The following is a 19,118-nucleotide window of genomic DNA, read 5'->3' as shown; positions in this document are numbered from 1 at the left end:
CTGTTTCGGGCACGGCCCGCGCTACCCAACCCCGCCCGCCCGGGTTCACCGGCCGGGTCGTCGGCACGGCGTGTAGGAGCTGGCACAGCGAGTCCAGCGCCTGCTGGCACTCCGTCTCGGTCCGGCCCCGAACCATGTAGCTCACGCCCATAACGGCATTGTGCCCGGTCAGCGGCAGGGGAGGGGCGGGAATCGTCAGGGACGCCACTCCGGGCGGTACTCCGGGTGATCGGCGTACACGGCGGCCAGAGCCTTGAGTGACCAGTAGTGCGCGGCGTCGAAGCTGCCTTCGGGGTACTTGGCCTCGCATCGGCCTTCGCACCACTTCGCGTGGGCTCGAACGATCTGCCTCTTCGCCTCGACCTCGGCCAGGACGCGGGCCGGGTCGTGGCGGGCGATGTGCTGGGCCTGTACTGCCTCGTGGATCATGCCGACGTGCGGGACGATGGTCGTATGCCGGTGCCCCTCTGACCGCTCTGCTCCCCAGCCTTCTTCCCAGTCGACTTGCCCACTGATTGCGCGCCGCGCTGTCTGCTCGTCGTCGTCGAGGCGGTCGTGGAGGAACTGCACCAGGTCGACGGTCATGTGGGGCTCCCGGGCTGGTTGGTGTCGTGCGGGTAGTCGCGGTGTTCGATGTACGGGGCGGCGAGCAGCCGCAGCTGGTACTCGGCGGTCTGGCCGGCCGCACCCTCGGCGCCGAGGTTCGGTACGACCGTGTCCTCCAACAGTGCCAGGTGGACTTCGGCGGTGGCCACTGTGAACCGGGCGTGCGCGGCAGCGTCCTCGGGTGCGACACCGAAACGGGCCGGGTCTTTTAGGACCACACCGCTGGCGTAGCGGGCCTTCTCCAACTCCTCGGCGAACCGGGCCTTGAGGAAGGCGGCGAGGTCGGCGGTCATGCTGTGCTCCCCAGGTCGAGCGTTGCAGCGGCCTGCCGTTCGCGGAGTTCGTCGAGGAGTGCCGGGTTGACGATCGTGACGATTGCTTCGATGTCGCGGCTGCTGGCACAAGGCCACAGGATGTCGCGCGCCGTCCGGTACTTCGCGGCCAGCCGTACCCGCTTCTCCTCGGGCAGCCGTGCCGCCCGGTCGGGTCGGCTGTTGTGGGCGTTGTCCGCGATCTTCAGGAGTACCGCATCGAGCCCCTGCCCGGTGATACGGGCGATTTTCTCCTCGTAGGGCACGTACCGCTCGTGCGTGACTGCTTCCACGAGCGCGACCACATAGTCCGGGACGCCTTCCTCACGAAGCCGGTCAGCGGTCCAGTCGGTGTCCTCGATGACGTCGTGCAGCAGCCCGGCCATCACCAGCTCGTCGCCGAACGGGGCGAGCCCGGCGGCGACCGCTCGGACATGCTCGATGTACGGCCCGCCGATCTTGTCGACCTGGCCGGCGTGCGCCTCGGCGGCTAGGGCCTCGGCTTCCGTGACGTTCCGGCAGTGCCTCATCGAGCATCACCTTCCTGACGGACCCTGCGGGCCGACTCGATGACGTCCCGCTCTGGACGAGTCGGGAGCTTGGCTCCGGGCTCCCGGATGTACCAGTCGATGAGTTCCCGGATCACGGCGGCCCGCTCGGTGCCCATGGCCTTGGCGGCGGCGTCGAAGTCGTACCAGGTATCGCCGATGCGGATCTGGCGGGCGGGGGTCTTGGGCATGTTCGGCGACATGCGCTGACGGTATCCGGGTGTAGCTACCTGCGTCATCTTGCGTCCTCTCCTGCGTGGTCGATAGCCGGCGTCGGGTGTAGCTACAGATTCCCGCGCCCAGGGCTTGCGGTGTAGCTACACCTCGATGCTACGGTGTAGCTACACCCCGAACAAGGGGATGAACCGCCCGAGGGGGATTCATGAACGCCGCCCGCCACATCGCCCGCACTCACCGCGCCGCCCGCACCACCACCCGGGCCCTCGCCTACCGGTGTCGCTCCGGCCTCATTGCTGCCGCCGTTGAGCAGGGCACGTTGATCCGCACCGGGGACCTTCTCGACCGGCTCGGCGCCGACGAGTTGAAGGACGGGCAGCGCTCCTGGTACGGCCGGCACGCCGCGAAGGCGTACCGGGCCGCCCACCTCGGCATCGACGCCGTCAAGGTCTGGGCGCAGCACCGCACCACCGGCCGCTGGATCCACGTCCACGTCTACGCCCCGACCGACCCCGCCCTGTACACCGCGCTCACCAGCTACAAGGCCACCAGCCACCTCGCCCAGGCCGACTACGCGGAGGTCGCCTAGACCAACTCCCGCGCACGCATGATCGGCCGCACCTGCCCCGACGGCCCCGGAGGCCGCGACTGCGCCTGCTGCGGCCAGCCGCCCGGCCGGCAGCGGAAGACGGCCCGACGCCAGGCCAAGCGCAGCGAACGCCAGAACTGGAAGCGCACCGCACGCAACGACTAGGAGAACCCCATGTCCACCAACTACTACGCCTTCGGGCCGTTCTCCGGCGGCCATGCTGATGGAGAGGGGCTCCACATCGGACAGACGGCCGCCGGATGGCGGTTCCTCTTCCGGGCCCACAACTCACAGGGCATCACCACGCTCCCGGACTGGGAGCACTTCCTCCAGAGCGTCAATGTGACCATCCGCGACGAGCACGGGTGTGACGTCACCATTGACGAAATGGTCCAGACGATGAGAGCGACTACCGATCGCGAAGGGGCCCCGCTCCGGGCGCGCTTCTACCGCGACGACGAGCATCGCTACGTCACCTCTGGCGGGCACGCGTTCTGCCGCCGCGAGTTCTTCTGAACACTTCTCGCGCCTAACCCCCGTGACCGGGCCGCAGCCCCGCCCCCCTTTCCGGGGCTGCGGCCCACCACCCCGCCCCCGACACACACCGCCCCGACCCCGAGGAGTCCGCCATGAGCGTCCCCGCCTACACGCCCGCCGACGGCGGCTTCGTCGTCACCACCCACCTCCCTACCGGACAGATCCTCGTCGAGGGACACGTGCTGGTGATCGAGCCGTGGGACCGGGGCCAGCCCCAGCACTGCATCAACCACAGCTGGATCGGCCCCGCCGAGGAGGCCGCCACCAAGGTGACGGAGTTCGTGACCGCGCTGAAGGCGCCGATCACCGACACCACGACCGGCACCCTCAACAGGGACTTCAACGACCCGGCCGGCGCACTTCTCACCTGGTAGACCCGCCACCACCCCGCCACACCCGAGGAGCACCATGCCGACCCGTCCCCGCAAGCCGTGGCGCGTCATCATTACCGGCCCCGACCTTCGCGCCGAATCTGACCACACCAGCGAGGCCAAGGCCTACGCCTTCATTCGTGCCGCGCTAGGCGGTGACAGCCCCGCCGAGAACGCCCGCGTCGAGTACTGGGAAGACGGCCTCTGGCGGCACTTCGAAACCGTCAACGCCGACGAAATTCAGTGAGGAGCACCGTGACCGACCAGCCCACCGCCTACGTTGTGATGATCGGCGAGTACCCGAAGGCTGTCAGCGCCGTCCTGCTGGACGCCCAGGAGGCGGCCCTTGAGGACGAGACCCGCTACTCCACCGGCAACCGCGAGTTCCGCTGGGACGAGTACCGCTCCGGCGAGTGGCGACTGATGGCCCGCCGCACGGAGAAGGGCGCCCGCTGGGGCTGGACGCAGCGCTGCGTCCGCACCGCCCCCTTCCTGCCCGCCACGGAGGCGTGACCATGACCGACACCCCGATGACCCAGGACCGCGAGCGCATGATTCGCATGCGCCGCACACACTGCGAGGCCAGCCGTTTCGAGACCGAGGACGAGCGCCCGCTGCACGAGTGGGGGCCGTCTCAGTACCCGACCCAGGAGATGTGCCAGCGGTGCACGGTGATGCGGTGGTGGGCCGAGGAGCCTGACACGGACGAGGCCGTACTGCTGGCCGAGGTCGACCGGCTGCGCGCCGAGCTGGTGGAGGACGACGGCGTGATGCGTGCCCTGCGGCGCCAGCGGGATGCGGCCGAGTCCCGCTTGGCTGCCACGGAGCGGCTGGTCGAGGAAGCCCGCGACAAGGGCAACCACACCGTCGACACCAACCTGCTGCTCGACGCACTCAGGCTGGACGGTGCCCCTGCAGATGAGGCCGCCGACCTCGCTCAGGCGTTGGCCAACTTGGAGGCGATGCGTGTGGACCACCCCGCCCCGTGCCGTGTCCCCGACTCCCCGGACTGCACCTGCCCGGACGAGCACCCGATGGACCGCGCCACAGACCTCGGCGTCACTCGCATTCCCGAGAACATCGTGATCGAGCTGCGCGAGGCCACCAACACCGGTCGGCCGACCGGCTGGCACGTATGGGTCGACCGCGACGGCGACATCTGGGAAGTGACCGACGAGACCTACGACGGAGACACGGTCCTGATGCCGCGCGCAGGGGACATGAGGCCGATGCTCCGTCGCGACGTCGAGCGGCACTTCGGTCCGCTGGCTCCCAAGGCGGACTCGTGACCACCCGCATTCGCCACCGCCAGGCCCCGTCCCCGGACGGGTGCCGGTGGTGCGGGGAAGCCCGCCACCACCACGGCCGCAGCTACGTCGCCTCCCAGGGTGTGCACGCCTGGGAGCAGCCCACCAACGCCCACGCCTCGCCCACATGGCGGCGAGGCGCATCGCCCGAGCCATCATCCGTAACAACGACAAGGAGAATTGACCATGTACAAAGCTGGCGACAAGCTCACCGTTCACGTTGGCACCCTTGCTGGCCAAGTCCGGGAGATCACCAGCGTCCGCGTCTTCGCCACAGACAACGGGTACTACGTCAAAGGCGGCGAAGGGCTCTACGGGCCGGACCAGGTTTCTCTCTATGCTGAGCGAACTGGCGGCAACCCGTGCGGCGCCGACTGCGACGCCCGAGACCACCGCATGATCGGCGTCTGCGACCACTGCACCGGCAAATGCTTTGGTGGGCACGCCGACGCGGTCGCCTCGTGACCGTCCGCGCCCCGTCCCCGAATGGCTGCCGTCACTGCGGCCTCAACCTCCGCGAGCACATGCAGCGGTGGAAGACCGGCGCCGGCTGGCACAAGTGGACCCCGCCCACCCAGGACCAGATCAAAACCCGCATGCGCGCCCGACGCGCAGCCCGAACCCGCAAGGAGACCTGACGTGCCGAACCGTATCCAGCGCCGCCGCACCAAGGGGTGGCGCAAGCCTGAGAACACGGTGATCGTCACCAGGCCGTCCCGGTTCGGGAACCCCTTCACCCTTGCCGGGGCCCGCGAGTGGCTCGGCGCCGAGACGCCGCAGCAGGCCCGCGAGGCATGCCACATGGCGTTCCAGTCCTGGGTGCGCGGCTCGGACGACTGGTGGATGGGCCCGGAGGCCGCCGCGACCCGTAAGCGGCTCCTGGACGGGCTCCACGAGCTGCGCGGCAAGAACCTCGCCTGCTACTGCCCGCTCTCCGAGCCTGGCCAGCCGGACCACTGCCACGCCGCCGTCCTGCTCGAACTCGCCAACCCGAAGGAGTCCTGACCATGTCCGAGAACCCCCGCCCGTCCGACGTGACCGACGGCCCGATCCACACCTGGTTCAGCCTGTCGTACTGCAACTACCAGGTCATTCCGCGCACCCTCATGCAGTCCATGCCGACCGAGTGGCAGGAACGCATGGTCGCCTGCCTGAACGAACTGCAGGACGCGTTCTCCCACATCCCGCAGGCCGAGGTGTACGACGTGCACGCCGCGACCGAGCACATCGTCAACGAGATGTCCGAGGCCGAGCTGAAGCAGGCCGGGATCGAGGCGGACTGGTACGGCGGGGAGGTCTTTCCCGGCGACGTCGCCACCGAGGCTGAGTTCGACGAGTGGCGGGCCAAGCACGAGACGGACGCCCCGACGTACTCCCGTGACGGGCAGGAACTCGACCCGCACGAGCGGGTGTTGCTCCCGACCTCCGACCCGGTGCCGAACTACGACCGGGGTCGCACGTACATCGCACCGAAGGAGAACTGACGTGGACACCGAGTACCAGGTCGGAGAGACCGTCCGCTTCACCAACGCCACCCTTCCGATCAACCGCACCCGCGACTACACGGTCGCCACCCTCCACCGAGACGGGTTTAGCGTCACCGCGAAGGGCCACAGCTACTTCCTCACCCACGAACAGGCCGAACGCCTCGGGGTTACCCGAGCACCGAAGGAGGAGTGACCATTTGGAAGTCATCGAGGCGGCCGAGACACGACTCCGCCACCCTGCCACTATCGATCAGGAGAATTAGGCATGGCCATCAGCATGGACAAGGTCCCCGCAGGTCTCGTCAACCTGACCAAGACAGCGGCAATCAGCCTGACGAAGAACGGACTGGGCGGTCAGCGGGCGGCGGTGTACCTCGTCCTCGACCGATCCGGGAGCATGAGCCGCTACTACCGGGACGGCAGCGTCCAGCGCCTCGCCGAGCAAGCCCTGGGGTTGTCCGCGAACCTCGACGACGACGGTGTGGTACCCGTCATCTTCTTCGACACCGACGCGTACAAGCCCGTCGCCATCAGTCTCGACAAGTACGAAGGCCGCATAAGTGCACTGCACGCCGGCCTCGGGCACATGGGCACCACGAACTATGCCGCAGCCATGGACGAGGTCATCGACCACTACCTCGACAGCGGGTCCACTGACCCCGCGTTCGTGATCTTCCAGACGGACGGGTCGCCAGACTCGCGGCGGGCCGCCGAGCAGACACTGTGCAAGGCCGCACGCCTGCCGCTGTTCTGGCAGTTCATCGGGTTCGGTGATGACTCGTTCACGTTCCTGCGGAAGCTCGACGACCTGGCAGTGCCGCAGAAGCGGATCGTGGACAACGCCGGGTTCTTCCCTGCAGGGGTTCGGCCAGTCGGGGTGCCGGACAGCTCCCTGTACGACGGCCTGATGGCTGAGTTCCCGGAGTGGCTGGTGTCCGCACGAGCGGCGGGAGTCCTCAGGTGACCGCCCTGATCAGGTCGGGGCCGCCACCAGTCGACGGCGACCCTTCCACGACCCCGCTCCCACCATGGGAGGAGACCACCCGCGAAGCCGCGCAAGCCGACCGTGACTACTGGGACAGAGACAACGACGAAGACTGACCCCTGGCCCAACCCCACAGGGTGGGCTTCGCTACTCAGTCGATGAACGACCCATCGCGCCGGCGGGCGTGCCGGGACATTAGGTGGCGGCACTGCGGACAGTGCCGCATCACACCCCGCTTGATCACCCAGCTGATCCCCACCGTCATCAGGTGCATGAAGCCGACAGCCCAGTTCTGCACCACGCGGCCCAGCCCCGACTTCGTGCACGTCTCACAATCCCGACAACCCCCGGCCATGCCGCCTCCTTCAAATCAGTGTCCGCTGACTGTAGGGGACGCACCCCTGCTGGGAAGGAGGGAGGCGGTTATGTCAGGACGCGGACACACCGGCTTTCGGAGCCGGGCGCAGTGGCGGTACTTCTTCGCGAACCCGCGACTCCGCCGCTACGCCCACCAGAAAGCCCACGCCACCAAGGGCGGGAAGATCACCCGGTACCGGAGGCTCCCCGCCCGCAAGGGCACCCGCCGCCGCTAGGCCGTGTCGTCAAAACGGACCGTGGGGTCGAGGTTGAACGGTGTGGAGGACGGGGCGGCCTGGTGGCAAAACCCACGTGCCAGCGCTGCTGCGCATGGGCGATGATCCACTGATGTTGAACGTCACCGGCGCGGACGATGCCGCAAGCACGGCTCTCTTGCTGACCACGATGCATCGGCTGCACAAGCAGCTGGACGATTTCACCACTCAGCTCTACATCGCCTACGACTTCGGGGATGAGTCTGGGCTGGTGCCTGCCATCTTGATCGAAAAACACGCTGCGGGACCTGAACTGAGGACCTACCACCGCTTCGGCTTCTTCGCGGAGGGTGATTCGGATGTCAGTGAACTGCGGTTCTCGACAGGTGTGACCATCACCTCGACTGGGTGCATCGTTGAAGCCACGGTCGATGTCGACCTTGAACGACCACTGGGGGAGTTCGGCACCGATGTCCACACTCTCTATCTTGAGCGAATCGATCAACTCTCCCTCACGGACGCCCTGAGTTGTTTGGAGGAGCAGGTCACGGCGCTCTGCACAATGGGCGATGTACCGAATCGTCTGGGTTTCGATACGCGCTGATCGGTCATCTCCTCGGCGGCCACAGGCGACGGGCGCGAGGATCACGCCCACATGAGAAGTGAGGCCAGGGTGACGGCTGCTTCGTAGGACTGGACGGTCTTGTCGTATCGGGTGGCGATGCCACGCCACTGCTTCAAGCGGTTGAAGCACCGCTCCACGACGTTGCGGCGCTTGTAGATCTCTCGGTCGAAGGCCGGCGGGCGGCCTCCGAAGCGACCGCGCCGAGCCCGGTTACGGACCTGGTCGGACCGCTCGGGAATCGTGTGCGGGATGCCGCGACGACGGAGCCAGGTGCGGATAGCTTTCGAGCTGTAGCCCTTGTCGCCCAGGACGTGACCGGGCCGGATGCGGGGCCGCCCGGGTCCGACACGGGGTACCCGGATCGCCTCCATAACCGTGGTGAACTGAGTGCAGTCATTGGTGTTGCCGCCCGTCACGACGAAGGCGAGCGGACGCCCCCGGCCCTCGCAGGCCAGGTGGATCTTGCTTGTTAGGCCGCCTCGGGACCGTCCGAGCGCCGGCTCCCGGAGCCCCCTTTTCGAGCCCCGGCCGCATGCTGGTGAGCCCGGACGACCGTGGAGTCAACCGACACCAGCCACTCGATGTCGCCAGCAGCGTCCGCCTTCGCCTGCGCGGACCGCAGCATCCGGGCAAACGTTCCGTCCGCCGCCCACCTGCGGAAACGTGTATGCAGCGTGGCCCACGGTCCGTAGCGCTCGGGCACATCTCGCCACGCCGTCCCGGTGCGGAACTTCCATACGATCCCGTTCAGGATCCTGCGGTCGTCCAGCCGTTTCCGCCCCCGCAACGACTTGGGCAGCAGCGGCCGGACGAACTCCCACTCACGATCGGACAGTTCATGGCGACGTATCACGACTCCATGATCCACCAGACAAGATCATTTGAAGACACTGCCTAGGCAGCCAGCCGATCCGATCCCCCGCCCGCCAACTCCTCATCCTGGCCCTCATCTGCGCCGGCCTCGGGATTGTCCTCCGATGCCTGGGCCTCGTCAGTCGGATCCGCAGGCCCGTCGCCGCGAGTGCTGAACGGGTCGCCAGCCGGGACCGCGTGTGCCTGGTCGTCGTGGATCCGCTGCACCTCCGCCATCACCTCGGCGTCGTCCCACGACGGCTCACGCATTTTGACCTTCATGAACGTGGAGATTGCCCCCGCCCCGTCCAGCAACGACAGGGCGCGAGCTGTGGCCTCCTGGTCCGGCTGCACCGCCTGCGGCCACGACGCCGTCAGCTCGGCATCCGGGTCGACATCCTTCGCCCCGCAGTGCACCACGTCGACCATCATCATCGTCGTCAGGAACTCAAGAAGCGCCGGCCGCTGGTACAGGATCTTCGTACCCCGGGTAGTCAAGCTCTCTTCCTTGCGGGCCACAACCTCCGTGGCCGTCGCCGCGATCGTGCCTGCCTCACCGAAGCCCTGAGCCGAATACCCGGCCGATGACAGGATCTGCAGGCGCAGCGCCTTCGTTGTGCGCTCGTGCTCTTCGACCCGGATCTTGAACTGGACCTCGGTGATCGAGTCCTTCATCGTCTCCGCGCCCAACAGCCCGGACAGGGCGACGACCAGCTCCTTGTCCAGGTCGAAGGTCGCCCCCTGGCCGGGCCCTGCCGTGTCGAGCATCGACTGCGGCACCACGACCCGGGCCTTCCCCAGGCGCAGGTCCCGCATCCACGACGTCCACGATTCGTCCAGGGCGTCCATCATCGGCTCGATCCCGGCGAAGTCGGAGCGGCCCAACGGCGCCGTGTTGGGCAGCCCGTCCCACACCCGGTTCGGCAGCAAGTTCGGCATATGAGTGATCAACAGCCGAGGGATGCCTGTCGACTGCCGGCCCTGGTCGTCCGTGCGCTTCGCGAGGTACTCCGAGTCCGGATGGTCGGCCAGGTCCATGCGCTGGCCGAGCGTGGCCGTGTCGCCTCGGTAGAGCCCGTACTCGATCGCCCCAGGTGTGTGGTGCTCCAGCAGCCGCCACACCTCCGACGCCTCCTTCACCGGGTCAAGCTCCCGCCACACAGTTGCCGCAGACAGGGCACCCCACCGCCACTCCGGGACAACCGCGTCCGGGGCGATCACGTCCGGCCACGGCCTCGGGCGCAAGTTCGTGTCCCACACCACCCGCAGGTACACGTTGGACAATCCGGCCGCCAGCTCCGCGCCCTCCCGTAGTTTGGCGTGGCCGCGGTCGTCGAGGTACCGACCGATCTGTGCCTGCGTGGATGAGGCGGCGGTCGTCGAGTCGGCGTCCACAGTCACCTGGGGCACATCCGACCACAGCAGGTTTGCGGACATCTCAGCAATGTCCGCACCGATCGGGATGTGCAACTTCGCCGCCTGCTGGCCGGGGGTGGGCTCCTGCCCCCAGAACATCCGGAGCTCGCCCCCGCCGGCTGCCTGCCGCTGGTCGGCTTCGAAGAACTCGCGGGCCACAGCGTTGCCGCGATAGTTCGCCGGCCCGCCATACACCGCAGCCAGATGATCAGTGTTTCCGGAGTACCAGGCCCGCCACATGTCCATATCGGCGTGCGGAATCTCCAAGGCGGGCGGCGGCCACGGGGTCTTCCCGGGCAGAGGCAGCGGCATGAGGAGTCCTCTCAGATCAGGCGGCGAGGGCAAGCTGGCGCTGCCACAGGGCACGGGTCGTGAAGATGGCGTAGCGGAGGGCGTCGACACCGTGGTCGGCGACCTTGATGGGGCGCTCCTCGCCGCGCAGGGCGGCCTGGTCGTCCCAGGAGTAGCCGCCGATCTCGGTGATGAGGTCCTTGCAGGAGGCGTGCACCAAAAGCTTGTTCGCGGCCAGCAGGGACGAGACGGTGCGGATCCCGTCCATGACATCGTTCTTCGCAGCGGTCGGGACCAGTTGGTCACGGCGTAGCTGAGTGGAGAAGCTCGCGGCGGACGGGTCCACAGTCACGAACTGGGGGCGAACAGGGCCGATCCCCGGGACGTCCGCCAGCCAGGCCCGCATCCGCTGCGAGTACTCGGCATCGGTGAGCTGCCGTTTGTGCTGCCGGGAGTCGTACCGCCAGTCCGCCGCCGCGTACAGCTTCCGGTCCGCGCCCAGGCCGAGGAGCACGGCGTGGAACGGGTTCTTCGTCCCGTAGTCGACACCGAGACTGATCCACCGGTGGATGCCGGCCTTCGGGAGTGCGGTGACGATGTGCCGGTCCCGGTCCCAGGCGTCGTAGATGGCACCTTCTGCAGCAACCCACTCGCCGAGGATGAACCGCCGGTAGAACAAGCCCTCGTGCATGGCCGTGATGTCCCGGACGTACTCGGGGTCCAGGAACGGGTTGTCATCGATCGTGAACGAGAACCGGCGGATCGGCTTGACCCCGACCTGGGACAGCCAGTCCCGCATGAACCAGTGCGCCGGGTTGTCCGGGTTCGTCGTACAAAACAGCTGGGCGCCGCGCACGGACATGCGGCCCAGCAACTGTTCGAAGAAGACCTGCGGGACCAGGGTGACTTCGTCGACGTAGGCGCCGCACAGGGTCATGCCTCGGATCTTCGGCTCGGACTTGGCGTCGTTCGCGCCGATGACGTGCACGGTTCGGCCGAGGATCGTCGCCGTTGGGGCACCCGGGGTGTAGTGGACGTGGGCGGCGATCTCCCCGAACAGGGCCGTGTCCTGCATGGGGAGGAACAGGTTGCGGTGGATCGTCTGCGACGTCTTCCCGATGATCACAAGTTCGCCCGTTGACGGCGCCTGCGCCACGAACATCAACCACTTCAACAGCGACGCGATCGTCTTCCCCGACCGGATCGCACCCTCCCAGCAGGAGATCTTGCCCGTCGACTCGACAACGGACCGGATCTGCTTCCGGGACATGGGCAGCGCCTCCAGCACGGACACGGCTACGCCCCGCCGTCATCCGGCTGCTGGTCCTCGGCCGCCACGAACTGCGCGAGCGCCTCACCGATACTGCCGAGCATCGACTTCGCCGCATCCACGCCGCTGCTCACCTCAGGCGGGGCCAACTTCAGCGACCGGTCGATCGCCATTCCGGCAGCACCCATCAGGGCCCGCTGGTCGCCAGGCGTCGGCTCGTCATGGGTTCGTTCGTCGTAGTCGTGGTCCTTGCCGCCCCAGTCCCAGTACAGGCGGGGCTCCCACACCCGGGCGCGCAGTCGTTCCGCATCGCTGATCAGGTCTTCGGCGAGGAGGGACCGGCGCTCCGCCAGGTCGGCGAGCCGTGCCGCGGTGGCCGCCTGCATCAGGGCCCGGTCGAAGGTGAGGCCGAGGCGGGCGGCGGTGCGGGAGACGACGGCGGGCGCGATCCCCATCTCGCGGGCGATGGCGTTGCGGCCCAGCCCCTCGGCATGGAGGGCACGCATGGTGTCCCACTTGTCCTCACCCATGGGTCCTTCAGACATTCCGGCCTCCTGCGTGGGCGTACTGGCGCAGCAGGACGGGCAGCGGTGTGCCGTCAACTGGCCAGTCGGGGGAGTAGGGGAGTAGCCAGCACCGGCAGTGCGGGTGCCGCGGCGGCCCGTCGAGCGGCGCCGGGAACAGGGCCCGTTTCGGGTCGAGGGTGAGCCCGCCCGGGAACTTGTGGCCGGGGCGGGTGCTTCGGCCGGCGTATGCGGCACATGCCGCGCAGGCGCCGGGCTCGGCCACCCAGAGCTGTCGGATCGTCGGCCCGATCGCGGCTGCGACTGCGGCAACGGAGTGGGCGGCGGCGGCCGTGACGGCAACTGCGGTGTGCCGGGTGATGCTAGTTACGGCGCGCCGGGCCCGATTGAACACACCTGTGACCCCGGCTAGCCCGAGGGCAGTGAGGCTCGCCGCCGTCAGCAGGGCCAGGGCGTGGACGCGTTCTGCCTCCACTGCTGCGGGGACGGCGTCGGCTGCTGCGGCAGCGTCGGGGCCGATGGTGGGCTGGACGTGGGGTGTGGGCTGGGCCCGCATTGCGGCGGCCAGTGCGGATGCCTGCTGCGCACTGATGTACGCGGCGTTGTAGGCGGCCTGCCGGATGATGTCCCGCGCTTCTGCCCCTGCGCCACGGAACGCCTCGACGAGCGCCTCTTTGATCGAGGCAACGAGGCGTTCGAGAGCGGTCGTTGACGGTGCACCTCGGTCGGTGGCGCGCGCCCATTGCCGGGTGGCGTCGCGCTGCGCTGCGGAGAGTGCCATGGCGAGGGGTTGCCCGGCGGCGTTTGCGGCGCGTTGCTCGATGCGGCGGATGGTAGCGGGCTGCTGGCGTGCCGCTGCGACGATCTGGTTGCTGACGGCTGCCACCCCAACCCCTCCCGGCCTTTGAATCTAAGGGTATCTTGCGTTATGACCTTTGATTGTGCAGCATGGTGGTGGGTTCAGGGTTAACATCTGGGCTAACACGCCAGCGGACAAGGCGCCGCCACCGCGTGCAGGCCGCCCAAGGAGGCACCGAGATGACAACCCCCGCCCAGCCCGCAGCACCCGAGGGAACGACCACGGACACCGGCACCCAGCCGGCCACCCCGCCCGCACCCCCGGCCGCACCGACTCCGCCAAAGCCGGCCGCACCCGCCACCACCGAACCGGTCACCGAGCCGACCAGCGAACCCAAGGCCAAGGCGCCCAAGTTCGAAGGCGACTTCGACCCCGCCAGGTTCGAGAAGCTCGTCGAAAACCTCCGAGGCGACGTCGCCGCCGAAAAGGCCAAGCGCGAAGCACTGGAGCAGAAGGCCAAGGACGACCAGGACGACCTCATGAAGCGGGTCGCCAAGGCGTTCGGGCTGGAAACCGACGAGGCCAAGCCACCCACCCCCGAAGAGCTCGCCCAGCAACTGGCCGAGGAGCAGACCCGGACCAAGGCGTCCGACGATCGCGCCCGCCAGACGCAGGTAGAGCTCGCCGTCTACAAGACGGCCGGGAAGCACGGCGGCGACCCCGACGCACTCCTCGACTCACGATCCTTCGCCAACGCCATCGCCAAGCTCGACCCGGCCGACACCGGGTTCGACCAAGCGGTCGGCAACGCGGTGAAGGCCGCGGTGGAGGCCAACGCGAAGCTCGCGGCCAAGGCGCCCGAGCCGAAGCCGGAGCCCACCCCGGCAGGTGGAGCGTCGATGGACGGGGCCGGCAGCGGAAAGCGGCAGCTCGGCAAGGCGGACGTGGCTCGCATGACCCCCGAAGAGATCACCAAGGCCGTGCAGGAGGGCAGGCTCAACGCCTACCTCGGCGGCTAGCCTCCCTAGGAGCCTCCGTTGTCGATCAACAACTTCAAGCCGGAGATCTGGTCCGCCCAGCTCCTCGTCGGCCTCCGCAACGCCCTCGTCTACGCGCAGCCGCAGCTCGTGAACCGCAACTACGAGGGCGAGATCACAACCCGCGGCCAGTCGGTGCACATCACCACGATCGGCGACCCGACGATCTTCGACTACGACGCCGGCGACACGATCAACTACGAGGACATCGAGACTGCGGGCACCGACCTGATCATCGACCAGGCCAAGGCGTTCGCGTTCAAGATCGACGACGTGGACAAGGCGCAGTCCCTCCTCAACCCCATGTCGGACATGGCCCAGAACGCCGCCTACGGGCTCCGCGACAAGGCCGACGCCTACGTCGCCAGCCTCTACACCGGCGTCGCCGCCGCCAACACCGTCGGCTCCACCGGCGCCCCGATCAGCATCAGCACCGCAACCGACGCCTACGACAAGGTGCTCGTACCGCTGCGCACCCGGCTCGACCGGGCCAATGTCCCGACCGAGGGCCGCTACTTCGTCGGCAGCCCCGAGTTCGAGGGCGCCCTCCTCCGCGACGACCGCTTCGTTCGCGTCGACGCCTCCGGCAGCGAGCAGGGCCTGCGGAATGGCATGACGGGCCGCGCCGCCGGTTTCGACATTCTCAAGAGCAACAACACGCCGAACCCGACCGGCAACGTACAGGTCATGCAGGCCGGCTATCCCGGAGCGATCACCTACGCCGAGCAGATCCTGGAGACCGAGGCGCTCCGCCTCCAGTCGACGATCGCCGACGCCATCCGTGGACTCCACGTGTACGGCGCCAAGCTCCTGCGCCCGACCGGCATCGCCGTGGCCTTCATCAACCCGGCCTAGCCCGTGCCGACCCCGCGTGATCCTCGTCGCCTCTTCTGACCCCGGGAGCCCTCCCATGGCACGCACAGCCGTCAACTACACCCCGTTCGTCCCCAACGGCCACCTCACCGATCTGGCGGGGACGACCATCGACTCCACCCTCGTCACGAACGGTGTCGTGATCAACGACGCCGACCCCGAGCGCACCCTGATACGGGTTACGAACACGGCGGGCGCCGACAAGGTCGTCACCGTGAAGGCCGGCACGGGCACCCAGTCGTGGATGGCTGGCCAGGGGGACTCCGCGACCACGGTCGCCGCCACGTCGGGCAAGGAGTTCATCGGCCCGTTCACCTCCGCCCGGTTCCAGCAGAAGGGCACGAAGCTGTACGTCGACTTCGCGTCCGGCACGACCGGCGCCATCACCGTGTTCAAGCTCCCGAAGGCGTACTGATGGCGACCCGCGCGTACCAGGGCGCCGGCGGGCTGCGGCTCCACCTTGACGAGCCGTTCTCCGACGAGATCCGCAAGCAGATCGACCGCGGCCATCTCGTGCCGGTCGCCGGTGCGCCGGAGGTCGAGCCGAAGAACCCGGCCAAGCCCTCGGCCGACGGGGCTCCGAAGCGGCCCGGCGTGAACGCCAAGGCCGAGACGTGGCAGGCCTACGCCGTCGCCCTCGGTATGGACCCGGAGCAGGCCAAGGACGCCACCAAGGCCGACTGCCAGGACTACGCCCAGGTCGTCGAGGAAGTCCGCGACGCCCAGGGCGACGGCACCAGCGGTCAGGAGTAGTAGTGGCCTACGCGACCGTCACCGACCTTGAGGCGTGGCTGGCACCTGAGCCGGTACCGGACACCGCTGTCCGGCTCCTGACCCAGGCGTCTCGCCGCGTCGACAAGGCCCTTTTCGGCGCGTACTACGACCTCGCCGACCCGGACGTCGTTGAGGCTTTGCGCGAGGCGACGGTGTGCCAGGCGCATTGGATGATCGACCGGGACGACGAGACGGACGCCACCGCCGACCTCCAGTCCATGTCGACCGGGCAGCGGTCGTTCACCCGCCGCACTGTCGGCCAGGGAGCGGGGACGACGCCCCGCCTGGCCCCCGCCGCTCTGGACATCCTCGTCACCTGCGGGCTTTTCCGGTTCGACCCGCTGGTGGTGGGCTGATGCCGGGCCACATCGGACGCCAGACAGTCACGCTCGTCGACGCTCCACTGATTGCCGGGGACTACAACACACAGGTCAGAGACTGGGCGCACGCCACCCGCACCCCCGTCTACGGGTGCACCGTCGACTACACGGCCGCGTCTGAGTCCCGTGAGGCACGGGACCAGACGGTCACCGCCGCCCAACTGTTCATGCCGCGCCGCGCCCCCCGGGTGACGGAGTGGCAGCGCGTCGAGTGGGACGGCCGCACCTGGGAAGTCGACGGCGTTCCGAAGGACACGCAGGCCGCCGGACCCCTGTCGGGGCAAACGGTGCGCCTTCTGGAGGTCGCCGGATGACCACCGTGGAGATCTACAAAGATGCAATCGACGCCCTGATTCACGACCCCGAGGTCCAGGCCGACCTGGCCGGTCGCATGGACCGGGTCGTGGAAGTTGCCAAGGCCGAAGCCCCGGTCGACACCGGCCTGTACAAGTCCACGATCCACCGCGTCAAGGAGCCGGACGAGGACGGGGCGGTGCACGTTGACGCCCCAGTGCACTACGCGATCTACGTGGAGCTCGGCACCCGGCAGACCGACCGTAACGGCCGCCGCATCCACCTGCCTCACCACGTACTAGGCAACGCACTCGACGCCGCAGGAGGCGACCACTGATGGCCGACACGGACCTGATCAAGATGCGGCTCACGTTCTGGCGTGACGGCAAGCAGCCGGGCGACGTCATCGACGTCCGCGCGGACGAAGCCCACCGGTGGACCGGATTCGCCGTGGCCGTCACCGAGACGAAGCAGGCATCCAAGGCAACTACCGCACCCGCAACCCCGGCTGAGCAGTCGAAGGCCGGCAAGTAGATGACGGCTCCGCTGATCCTTCCCGACTCCAAGCAAGTCGCCATCGACCTGCTGGCCGCCGCCATGCCCGGTGTCCTCGTGACGTCGAAGCTCCCCGAAGGCAGCGCCCTCATCACGGCGCTTCTGGCAGTCAGGGTCCTGAGGATCGGCGGCACCAGCACCATGCGTGGCTGGTCCGACCCGGCCACCACCGACCGGCCGCGGCTGTCCGTCGACTGCTACGCCGCCGACGAGGGCGCGGCCATGCGCCTCGCGCTTCGGGTCTGCGCCGAGTGGGAGCTCCTGCCCGGCCGGTCCACAGAGGACGCCACCGTGAGCGCCATCTCGCAGGAGACCGGCCCGCAAGACCGACCCGAAGAGCCCAACACGGGCGTCGCCCGCGTCGGCATGATCCTGGGGATGAGCGTTCGCCCACCCCTCCCGACCAGCTAGGAGGCCCGTCGTGGGCGACTCTGCAAACATCATCGTCGGCACAGCGGGCAAGGCTTACGCCGCCCCCGTCGGCTCGACGTTCCCGCTCGGCCCCGAGGTCGTGTGGGGCTCCGACTTCACCGACATGGGGTTCATCACCCCGGACGGGCTCGAAGAGGCCCTGGCCGAGGAACGCACCCAACTCGACGCGTGGGGTGAGGACGCCCCCGTCGTCGACCTCGCGAAGAAGCGCACCCAGACGTTCAAGCTGACGTTCCGGGAGACGACCGCACAGCTGCTGGCCCTGTACTACCAGGTGCAGATGGCGAACATGACGTCGACTGCGGCGGTGACCACGCCGGCCCCGCTGAAGCAGTTCGTGTCGTTCGGTAGCGGCAGCACCCAGGACACGGTGGAGATCGCGCTGGGCCTGGACGTCATCTACGGCGGGAAGCGACACCGCATCATGATCGCCCGCGCGGGTGTTTCCGACCGCGGCGCGCTCAAGCACTCCGCCGACGACAGCAGCAACTACGAGCTGACGTTCACCGCCCTCGCCGCCCCCGGCGGCGCCCAGTCGGTGCAGCACTTCATCACCGACGTCACCGTCCCCACCCCGTAACCCCTGACTGGTGGTCCGTCGCGCTCATCTCCTGGGCGGGGGCGGCACGACGGACCACCTGCATGCCCCCGCCCCGTCCCCGCCCAGCGAAGGAACCCGAACATGTCCAAGCCGAACCGCAAGGTCATCCGCCTCCAGCAGATGCGCGCCCAGCGCGCCTCCGCCGCGAAGACGCAGTTCGTCGACGTCGTCTTCGAAAACGAGCACGGCTACGAGGAGACCTGCACGTTTCCCGTCCAGGACAACTGGCCGCTGGAGGTCATCGAGGAGGTCGAGGAGAAGGGCGGCAACACCAACCTCAACGTCCTCCGCGAGATCGCCACCCCGAAGGAGGCGTTCGACCGCCTCGTCAAGGTCGCCCACCTCACCGTCGGTGAACTCAAGGACATCATCGACGAGATGGACGGGGAGGCGGGCACCACCCAGGGGGAAGGCTCCGGCTCCTCAACCTCCTCCGAGAGCACCCCGGAGCCGTCCGCGCCGACATCCAGCGGTACTACCCCGGCCGCCGCCTAGACGAGTTGTGGGCCATGTCCTGGGGCGAAGGCTCCATGAACTGGGCCGAACTCCGGGACCTGGTCGACGCCCTGCCGGAGGACTCGGCCACCCGGGCAGCCACCGGAGGGGACGTGGACGGGCGGCGCTGGACCCAGAACACCTACATCCAGGCCGCCCAGTACAACGCCCTTCTCCTCATGATCCGAGTCCTGTGGGCCGCGCACCTCAAGGGCGACCCGCCGGACATGTCGAGCATCGACCCTCCGCAACTGGAGGCCGACGAACGGCAGGCCGAACAGGAAGCGGCAGCGGTGCAGTACAGCGAGGCGCTCCTCGACCAGTACTCGCCCGGGAAACGCAACGACTCAGCGGACATCGACCACTGGGCCACCAAGATCCGCGAACTCGAAATGCAGTAGGGGAGGGCA

Annotated in this window: 34 protein-coding genes and 1 pseudogene; 26 read left to right on the top strand and 9 right to left on the bottom strand. The window is 68.3% G+C overall.

Translation table 11 applies throughout. The features are described from left to right. Nucleotides 1-195: 195 nt before the first annotated feature. From ACWCXC_RS31575 to ACWCXC_RS31560, 4 genes are read right to left on the bottom strand one after another with little or no spacing between them, the layout of a single operon-like run. Nucleotides 196-585, bottom strand: a complete 390-nt coding sequence (locus ACWCXC_RS31575; protein ID WP_450891239.1) for a DUF6221 family protein — start codon at nucleotides 583-585, stop codon at nucleotides 196-198. Continuing rightward, entirely contained in the window at nucleotides 582-899 is a 318-nt protein-coding gene (locus ACWCXC_RS31570) for a DUF6221 family protein (RefSeq protein ID WP_450891238.1), read from the bottom strand. Before ACWCXC_RS31570 ends, ACWCXC_RS31575 begins: the two co-directional genes overlap by 4 nt. Beyond that, nucleotides 896-1,447 (bottom strand): HD domain-containing protein, encoded by a 552-nt coding sequence (locus ACWCXC_RS31565; protein ID WP_450891237.1) that lies wholly within the window; start codon nucleotides 1,445-1,447, stop codon nucleotides 896-898. The genes ACWCXC_RS31570 and ACWCXC_RS31565 overlap by 4 nt, the downstream gene beginning before the upstream one ends. Next, entirely contained in the window at nucleotides 1,444-1,668 is a 225-nt protein-coding gene (locus tag ACWCXC_RS31560) for a hypothetical protein (protein ID WP_450891236.1), read from the bottom strand. The genes ACWCXC_RS31565 and ACWCXC_RS31560 overlap by 4 nt, the downstream gene beginning before the upstream one ends. Before the next feature lie 179 nt (nucleotides 1,669-1,847). Between ACWCXC_RS31560 and ACWCXC_RS31555 the strand changes: the two genes are divergently transcribed. The 14 genes from ACWCXC_RS31555 to ACWCXC_RS31490 all read left to right on the top strand — a co-directional run bounded on the left by ACWCXC_RS31555 (nucleotide 1,848) and on the right by ACWCXC_RS31490 (nucleotide 8,094). Beyond that, nucleotides 1,848-2,231, top strand: a complete 384-nt coding sequence (locus ACWCXC_RS31555; protein WP_450891235.1) for a hypothetical protein — start codon at nucleotides 1,848-1,850, stop codon at nucleotides 2,229-2,231. Between the two features lie 18 nt (nucleotides 2,232-2,249). Beyond that, the gene (locus ACWCXC_RS31550; RefSeq protein ID WP_450891234.1) at nucleotides 2,250-2,396 is read left to right on the top strand and encodes a hypothetical protein; all 147 of its coding nucleotides are present in this window, start codon (nucleotides 2,250-2,252) and stop codon (nucleotides 2,394-2,396) included. 9 nt (nucleotides 2,397-2,405) lie between these two features. Next, nucleotides 2,406-2,747, top strand: coding sequence for a hypothetical protein (locus tag ACWCXC_RS31545; RefSeq protein ID WP_450891233.1), 342 nt, complete (start codon nucleotides 2,406-2,408; stop codon nucleotides 2,745-2,747). Nucleotides 2,748-2,860: 113 nt separating this feature from the next. Next, complete coding sequence (locus ACWCXC_RS31540) at nucleotides 2,861-3,142, top strand: hypothetical protein (RefSeq protein ID WP_450891232.1); 282 nt, start codon at nucleotides 2,861-2,863, stop codon at nucleotides 3,140-3,142. A 34-nt stretch (nucleotides 3,143-3,176) separates the two neighbouring features. Next, nucleotides 3,177-3,386, top strand: coding sequence for a hypothetical protein (locus tag ACWCXC_RS31535; RefSeq protein WP_450891231.1), 210 nt, complete (start codon nucleotides 3,177-3,179; stop codon nucleotides 3,384-3,386). A gap of 8 nt (nucleotides 3,387-3,394) precedes the next feature. Further along, complete coding sequence (locus tag ACWCXC_RS31530) at nucleotides 3,395-3,652, top strand: hypothetical protein (protein WP_450891230.1); 258 nt, start codon at nucleotides 3,395-3,397, stop codon at nucleotides 3,650-3,652. 2 nt (nucleotides 3,653-3,654) lie between these two features. Then, nucleotides 3,655-4,428 (top strand): hypothetical protein, encoded by a 774-nt coding sequence (locus ACWCXC_RS31525; protein ID WP_450891229.1) that lies wholly within the window; start codon nucleotides 3,655-3,657, stop codon nucleotides 4,426-4,428. Between the two features lie 204 nt (nucleotides 4,429-4,632). Beyond that, entirely contained in the window at nucleotides 4,633-4,911 is a 279-nt protein-coding gene (locus ACWCXC_RS31520; protein WP_450891228.1) for a hypothetical protein, read from the top strand. A 174-nt stretch (nucleotides 4,912-5,085) separates the two neighbouring features. Continuing rightward, a complete protein-coding gene (locus tag ACWCXC_RS31515) occupies nucleotides 5,086-5,451 on the top strand; it encodes a DUF4326 domain-containing protein (RefSeq protein WP_450891227.1) in 366 nt (121 codons plus the stop codon). Between the two features lie 2 nt (nucleotides 5,452-5,453). Next, a complete protein-coding gene (locus ACWCXC_RS31510) occupies nucleotides 5,454-5,930 on the top strand; it encodes a hypothetical protein (protein WP_450891226.1) in 477 nt (158 codons plus the stop codon). A gap of 1 nt (nucleotide 5,931) precedes the next feature. After that, nucleotides 5,932-6,126, top strand: a complete 195-nt coding sequence (locus ACWCXC_RS31505; protein WP_450891225.1) for a hypothetical protein — start codon at nucleotides 5,932-5,934, stop codon at nucleotides 6,124-6,126. A gap of 72 nt (nucleotides 6,127-6,198) precedes the next feature. Beyond that, nucleotides 6,199-6,897 (top strand): VWA domain-containing protein, encoded by a 699-nt coding sequence (locus tag ACWCXC_RS31500; RefSeq protein WP_450891224.1) that lies wholly within the window; start codon nucleotides 6,199-6,201, stop codon nucleotides 6,895-6,897. Between the two features lie 446 nt (nucleotides 6,898-7,343). Beyond that, nucleotides 7,344-7,511, top strand: a complete 168-nt coding sequence (locus ACWCXC_RS31495) for a hypothetical protein (protein WP_450891223.1) — start codon at nucleotides 7,344-7,346, stop codon at nucleotides 7,509-7,511. 76 nt (nucleotides 7,512-7,587) lie between these two features. Then, the gene (locus tag ACWCXC_RS31490) at nucleotides 7,588-8,094 is read left to right on the top strand and encodes a hypothetical protein (RefSeq protein ID WP_450891222.1); all 507 of its coding nucleotides are present in this window, start codon (nucleotides 7,588-7,590) and stop codon (nucleotides 8,092-8,094) included. A gap of 41 nt (nucleotides 8,095-8,135) precedes the next feature. On the opposite strand, the pseudogene ACWCXC_RS31485 reads toward ACWCXC_RS31490, so the two are convergent. The 5 genes and pseudogenes from ACWCXC_RS31485 to ACWCXC_RS31465 all read right to left on the bottom strand — a co-directional run bounded on the left by ACWCXC_RS31485 (nucleotide 8,136) and on the right by ACWCXC_RS31465 (nucleotide 13,354). Beyond that, a pseudogene (locus tag ACWCXC_RS31485) lies at nucleotides 8,136-8,965 on the bottom strand (IS5 family transposase). 44 nt (nucleotides 8,966-9,009) lie between these two features. Continuing rightward, the gene (locus tag ACWCXC_RS31480; RefSeq protein ID WP_450891221.1) at nucleotides 9,010-10,695 is read right to left on the bottom strand and encodes a hypothetical protein; all 1,686 of its coding nucleotides are present in this window, start codon (nucleotides 10,693-10,695) and stop codon (nucleotides 9,010-9,012) included. 16 nt (nucleotides 10,696-10,711) lie between these two features. Next, a complete protein-coding gene (locus ACWCXC_RS31475; RefSeq protein ID WP_450891300.1) occupies nucleotides 10,712-11,962 on the bottom strand; it encodes a PBSX family phage terminase large subunit in 1,251 nt (416 codons plus the stop codon). A gap of 8 nt (nucleotides 11,963-11,970) precedes the next feature. Continuing rightward, the gene (locus ACWCXC_RS31470) at nucleotides 11,971-12,489 is read right to left on the bottom strand and encodes a hypothetical protein (protein WP_450891220.1); all 519 of its coding nucleotides are present in this window, start codon (nucleotides 12,487-12,489) and stop codon (nucleotides 11,971-11,973) included. Then, nucleotides 12,482-13,354: a hypothetical protein gene (locus tag ACWCXC_RS31465; RefSeq protein ID WP_450891219.1), complete on the bottom strand. Its 873-nt coding sequence runs from the start codon at nucleotides 13,352-13,354 to the stop codon at nucleotides 12,482-12,484. Before ACWCXC_RS31465 ends, ACWCXC_RS31470 begins: the two co-directional genes overlap by 8 nt. Before the next feature lie 152 nt (nucleotides 13,355-13,506). Here ACWCXC_RS31465 and ACWCXC_RS31460 point away from each other — a divergent pair, with 152 nt between their 5' ends. The 12 genes from ACWCXC_RS31460 to ACWCXC_RS31405 all read left to right on the top strand — a co-directional run bounded on the left by ACWCXC_RS31460 (nucleotide 13,507) and on the right by ACWCXC_RS31405 (nucleotide 19,109). Continuing rightward, complete coding sequence (locus ACWCXC_RS31460) at nucleotides 13,507-14,286, top strand: hypothetical protein (RefSeq protein WP_450891218.1); 780 nt, start codon at nucleotides 13,507-13,509, stop codon at nucleotides 14,284-14,286. Between the two features lie 18 nt (nucleotides 14,287-14,304). Beyond that, on the top strand, nucleotides 14,305-15,159 hold the full coding sequence (locus ACWCXC_RS31455) for a phage major capsid protein (RefSeq protein WP_450891217.1): 855 nt from the start codon (nucleotides 14,305-14,307) through the stop codon (nucleotides 15,157-15,159). Nucleotides 15,160-15,214: 55 nt separating this feature from the next. Beyond that, nucleotides 15,215-15,592 carry a hypothetical protein gene (locus ACWCXC_RS31450; RefSeq protein ID WP_450891216.1) on the top strand — a complete coding sequence of 126 codons (378 nt, stop codon included), beginning with the start codon at nucleotides 15,215-15,217 and terminating at the stop codon, nucleotides 15,590-15,592. Further along, nucleotides 15,592-15,930 carry a hypothetical protein gene (locus ACWCXC_RS31445; protein ID WP_450891215.1) on the top strand — a complete coding sequence of 113 codons (339 nt, stop codon included), beginning with the start codon at nucleotides 15,592-15,594 and terminating at the stop codon, nucleotides 15,928-15,930. Before ACWCXC_RS31450 ends, ACWCXC_RS31445 begins: the two co-directional genes overlap by 1 nt. 2 nt (nucleotides 15,931-15,932) lie before the next feature. Continuing rightward, a complete protein-coding gene (locus ACWCXC_RS31440; RefSeq protein ID WP_450891214.1) occupies nucleotides 15,933-16,307 on the top strand; it encodes a hypothetical protein in 375 nt (124 codons plus the stop codon). Then, nucleotides 16,307-16,645 (top strand): hypothetical protein, encoded by a 339-nt coding sequence (locus ACWCXC_RS31435; protein ID WP_450891213.1) that lies wholly within the window; start codon nucleotides 16,307-16,309, stop codon nucleotides 16,643-16,645. The genes ACWCXC_RS31440 and ACWCXC_RS31435 overlap by 1 nt, the downstream gene beginning before the upstream one ends. Beyond that, complete coding sequence (locus ACWCXC_RS31430) at nucleotides 16,642-16,962, top strand: HK97 gp10 family phage protein (RefSeq protein ID WP_450891212.1); 321 nt, start codon at nucleotides 16,642-16,644, stop codon at nucleotides 16,960-16,962. Before ACWCXC_RS31435 ends, ACWCXC_RS31430 begins: the two co-directional genes overlap by 4 nt. Beyond that, nucleotides 16,962-17,159, top strand: coding sequence for a hypothetical protein (locus ACWCXC_RS31425; protein WP_450891211.1), 198 nt, complete (start codon nucleotides 16,962-16,964; stop codon nucleotides 17,157-17,159). Before ACWCXC_RS31430 ends, ACWCXC_RS31425 begins: the two co-directional genes overlap by 1 nt. Beyond that, entirely contained in the window at nucleotides 17,160-17,591 is a 432-nt protein-coding gene (locus tag ACWCXC_RS31420) for a hypothetical protein (RefSeq protein WP_450891210.1), read from the top strand. Nucleotides 17,592-17,601: 10 nt separating this feature from the next. After that, a complete protein-coding gene (locus tag ACWCXC_RS31415; RefSeq protein WP_450891209.1) occupies nucleotides 17,602-18,192 on the top strand; it encodes a phage tail tube protein in 591 nt (196 codons plus the stop codon). A 102-nt stretch (nucleotides 18,193-18,294) separates the two neighbouring features. Then, nucleotides 18,295-18,708 (top strand): hypothetical protein, encoded by a 414-nt coding sequence (locus tag ACWCXC_RS31410; protein ID WP_450891208.1) that lies wholly within the window; start codon nucleotides 18,295-18,297, stop codon nucleotides 18,706-18,708. A 14-nt stretch (nucleotides 18,709-18,722) separates the two neighbouring features. Beyond that, nucleotides 18,723-19,109: a hypothetical protein gene (locus tag ACWCXC_RS31405; RefSeq protein WP_450891207.1), complete on the top strand. Its 387-nt coding sequence runs from the start codon at nucleotides 18,723-18,725 to the stop codon at nucleotides 19,107-19,109. Nucleotides 19,110-19,118 lie beyond the last annotated feature (9 nt).

It is taken from the genome of Streptomyces sp. NPDC001515 (assembly GCF_053597115.1).
The sequence above is the reverse complement of the archived record's forward strand: the minus strand, read 5'-3'. Positions and strand labels throughout refer to the sequence as shown.